Here is a 3398-nt window from a genome sequence, read left to right as displayed (position 1 = left end):
CCCGTGGCCTCGGCGGACGACACCGCCCTGCTGCGCGCCCTCTTGTGGGCCGCCCGCCCCGCGCCCGAGGAGGTCCGCGCCATCGCCGTGGAGGACCTGGCCCTGCTGGGAGACCCTCGCGCGCTGGACTCGCTGGCCACGCACCTGTGGGACCCCAATCCCCGCACCCAGCAGGCCGTGCTGCGCGCGGTGGCCCTCTTCCAGCACCCCCGCGCCGAGGAAATCCTGGGCAACGTGGTGCGCCACCCCCGCATGCCGGACGCACTGAAGATTCAGGCCCTCAACGGCCTCGTCTTCCAGCGGACCGCGTCCGCCCGGCGCACCGTGCAGGACGCGGCCACCGACTCCCGCCTCACCTCGGTGGTGCAGAACGCCGCGCGCGCCGTCGCCGAGCAGTGGAACGCGCCGCCCGCTTCGCGCTGAGCACGTCGCTCGCCGCCCCACCAGGCAAGCAGGCGAGGAGCGCTTTGGGGGGCGCGGCGTCGCCCGCGGGGGCCGAATCCTGGAGAAGTCATCGGCCTGCGTTAGACTCGCGCGCATGAAGATCACCCCGCTCGACATCCGGCAGAAGCGGTTCGAAACGGCGCTGCGAGGTTTCTCCCGCCGCGAAGTCGAGGCCTACCTCGAGCTGATCGCCGGCGAGTTCGAGGAAGTGGTGAAGGAGAACATCGCGCTCAAGGAGGAGCTGAAGCGCACGCAGCTCAAGCTCGAGCAGCACCAGGAGCGCGAGCGCACCCTCCAGGAGACGATGGTCACCGCCCAGCGCATCAGCGAGGACCTGCAGTCCGCCGCCAAGAAGGAGGCGGAGATCATCATCGCGGACGCCGAGCACCAGGCGGAGAAGATCGTCCACGGCGCGCATCAGCGGCTGGTGCAGGTGGTGGAGGACATCAACGAGCTCAAGCGCCAGCGCACCCAGTTCGAGTCCCAGGTGCGCTCGGTGCTGGACGCGCACCAGAAGCTGCTGGAGACCTTCAAGGCCCCCACCTTCGCGGACCGCGACTACGCCCGCGTCGAGGACAACGTGGCCTACCTGTCCCAGAAGAAGGCCAACGGCAACGAGTAGCCCATGGCCGCGCCCTGGCTGAAGTCCGTGCCGGACGGCGTGGAGCTGGCCCTGCTCATCCAGCCCCGCGCCTCGCGCACCCGCGTCGTCGGGGAACATGACGGGTTGTTGAAAATCCAGCTCGCCGCTCCGCCCGTGGATGGGGAAGCCAACGCCGCCCTCCTCGAGTTCCTGGGCAAGCAGCTCGGTGTGCCCCGGCGGCAAGTCACGCTCGTCGCGGGTGACGCGTCGCGCCGAAAACGCGTTCAGGTGGTGGGGGTTGATGCGGCGCGGGTCGAGGCTGTTATGTCTGGGGGATAGCGAGGCCCCCGCATGCGCCACCTGCTCGTCCTGCTCCTGTTGCTGCTGGCCATGCCTCGGGCGTGGGCCCAGGGCCTGGGTGAAGGCTCCGGTTCCCATCCCCACGGGGGCGAAGCCCTGGTGGACGACGTGGTGCTCGTCCCCCACTCCCGGCCCAAAATCGTCGCCGGAGAGCTGTCGACGAAGCGCTTCCGCATCCTCCACACGGCGGCGGCCACCGTGGCGGCGAGGGAGCTGGCGGAGAAGATTGAATCGGTGCGCGACGGCTTCGGCAACATCCTGGGGCGCGACTGGCCTGGGGTGACGGAGATTCGCCTGGGCGTGGGCCGCGAGGAGTTCGAGGCGCTGGCGCTCCCCGGCGGCCGGCCTCCGGGCTGGGCCGTGGCGCTGGCCTACCCCACGCATCAAATCATCCTGCTGGACGCGCTCAGCCTCCACGCGCCGGACGGCCAGCAGACGCTGAGGCACGAGCTGGCGCACGTGGCCTTGGGACAGCTCGCCCGGGGCTGGCCCCGCTGGTTCCAGGAGGGCGTCGCGCAGAACGTCACCGGGGAGCGCTTCTCGCTCACCCACTACTCGGCCCTGTTTCGCGCGGTGACCCAGGAGCGCGTCTTCCACTTCGAGGACCTGTCCTCCGACTGGCCGGACCTGCCCGCCGACGTGGAGATCGCCTACGCCCAGAGCGCCGCCTTCGTCGCGCACCTCTCCACGCGCTACGGCCCCCAGGCCATGGGACTGCTCATCGACGGCGTACGCGACGGGGAGCCCTTCGAGACGGCGTTCGGCAAGGCGTTCCACACCTCGCTGGACGTGGAGGAGTCTGGCTGGCGCGACGGGCTGGCCGCCCGCTACGGGTGGCTGCCGCTCACCACCAGCTCCGCCTTGCTGTGGTTGACGGCCTCCATCCTGTGCGTGGCCGCGTACGCGCGCCGCCGCCAGCAGAAGGCCGCGCGGCTGGCGGAGATGACGGCGCAGGAGGCCGCGGACGAGGCCGCCCTGCGGCTGATGATGGTGGCCCAGCAGCAGGCGGCCGAGGCCGGCACGCCCCTGTCGGGTCCCTCCGCGCCGCTTCAGGAGCTGTATTGGCCCGGCCCCCCCGCGTCGGAACCGGAACCGGAGCACCCGGAGTCGCCGCCTCACGCGGAGTCGACCTCAGGCGAGTACTCCGTCGGCCCCGAGCACGAGAGCGAGCAGGCGGCCGGGAGCGACGACGAGCTGAAAGCCCGCACCGCCAAGCCCACGCTGCACTGAGTCGCGCCCTCCACCCGGGCCCTGTCTGGACCTTCGGACAGGTCTACAAGCCGAACCCCGAAGTTTTTACTTCGTCGCCTCCCCACGCGCGGCAGTGCCCTTTCCAAGCTGCTGATTTTCCTGGAGAGGCCGCGTCCCAAGCGCTGGCAACCGACTTGCTATAGCTCCCGGTGCGATGCGGAAGGCACCGGACATGACTGAGCGGGGACGTAAGGCAGCCGGGCTGGCGCGGTTCTTCCGCCAGCAGCCAGACCGGATCGCTGCGCTGTGGCGCCGGATGCGGATGTCGGCTCACGAAGCGACGGACGGCAACCAGACTCCGCTGAGTCAGCTCGACGGATTGGTGGAGCCCTTCGTCCGGGAGCTGGGGCTGACGCTGGAGGGGGACGACACGAGCCCCTGGAGCCGTACGAAAGCGGTGCTGCGCCTGTCGCCGGAGCGTGGCGCGCGCGCCCTGCACGAAGAATTCTCGGCGCTGCGGCGCTGCCTGGTGGACGCCGCGGAGGTGCTCGGCGGCGGGGATTGGGAGAAGGAGCGCATCAACCGCGCCGTGGATGAGGCGGTGGACTCGGCGGTGGCGCTGCTTCAGCGACTGAGGGATTCGAGAGTCGAGGGGCCTCGGGTGCCCTTCGGCGGTCTGGTGGTGGAGTACTTCGAGCGGGCTTCACGCGTCAGACACGTGCCGCCGGGCTCGAGGGATGGGCGTACCGCGATGCATTGAGGGTGGTCGGTTTTGCCGACCCGTCCGGCTTGACGCTCCAATCTTGGGAGGGTCCGAGGC

5 protein-coding genes are annotated in these 3398 nt (G+C 70.5%); all 5 read left to right on the top strand.

Features of this window, described 5'->3' with window-relative positions; all coding sequences use genetic code 11:
* The coding region (locus HR086_RS45755) for a HEAT repeat domain-containing protein (RefSeq protein WP_246137778.1) at window positions 1–423 on the top strand (423 nt) is incomplete at its 5' end.
* Between the two features lie 115 nt (window positions 424–538).
* A complete protein-coding gene (locus tag HR086_RS45750) occupies window positions 539–1066 on the top strand; it encodes a DivIVA domain-containing protein (RefSeq protein ID WP_141648455.1) in 528 nt (175 codons plus the stop codon).
* Between the two features lie 3 nt (window positions 1067–1069).
* Window positions 1070–1366: a DUF167 domain-containing protein gene (locus HR086_RS45745; protein WP_174462395.1), complete on the top strand. Its 297-nt coding sequence runs from the start codon at window positions 1070–1072 to the stop codon at window positions 1364–1366.
* A gap of 12 nt (window positions 1367–1378) precedes the next feature.
* A complete protein-coding gene (locus tag HR086_RS45740) occupies window positions 1379–2617 on the top strand; it encodes a peptidase MA family metallohydrolase (RefSeq protein ID WP_141648453.1) in 1239 nt (412 codons plus the stop codon).
* Window positions 2618–2900: 283 nt separating this feature from the next.
* The gene (locus HR086_RS45735; protein ID WP_254626749.1) at window positions 2901–3338 is read left to right on the top strand and encodes a hypothetical protein; all 438 of its coding nucleotides are present in this window, start codon (window positions 2901–2903) and stop codon (window positions 3336–3338) included.
* The last annotated feature ends 60 nt before the right edge of the window (window positions 3339–3398 follow it).

Source organism: Myxococcus sp. CA039A (genome assembly GCF_013336645.1).
GTDB lineage: Bacteria > Myxococcota > Myxococcia > Myxococcales > Myxococcaceae > Myxococcus > Myxococcus llanfairpwllgwyngyllgogerychwyrndrobwllllantysiliogogogochensis.
This window is presented reverse-complemented; position numbering and strand designations above follow the sequence as displayed.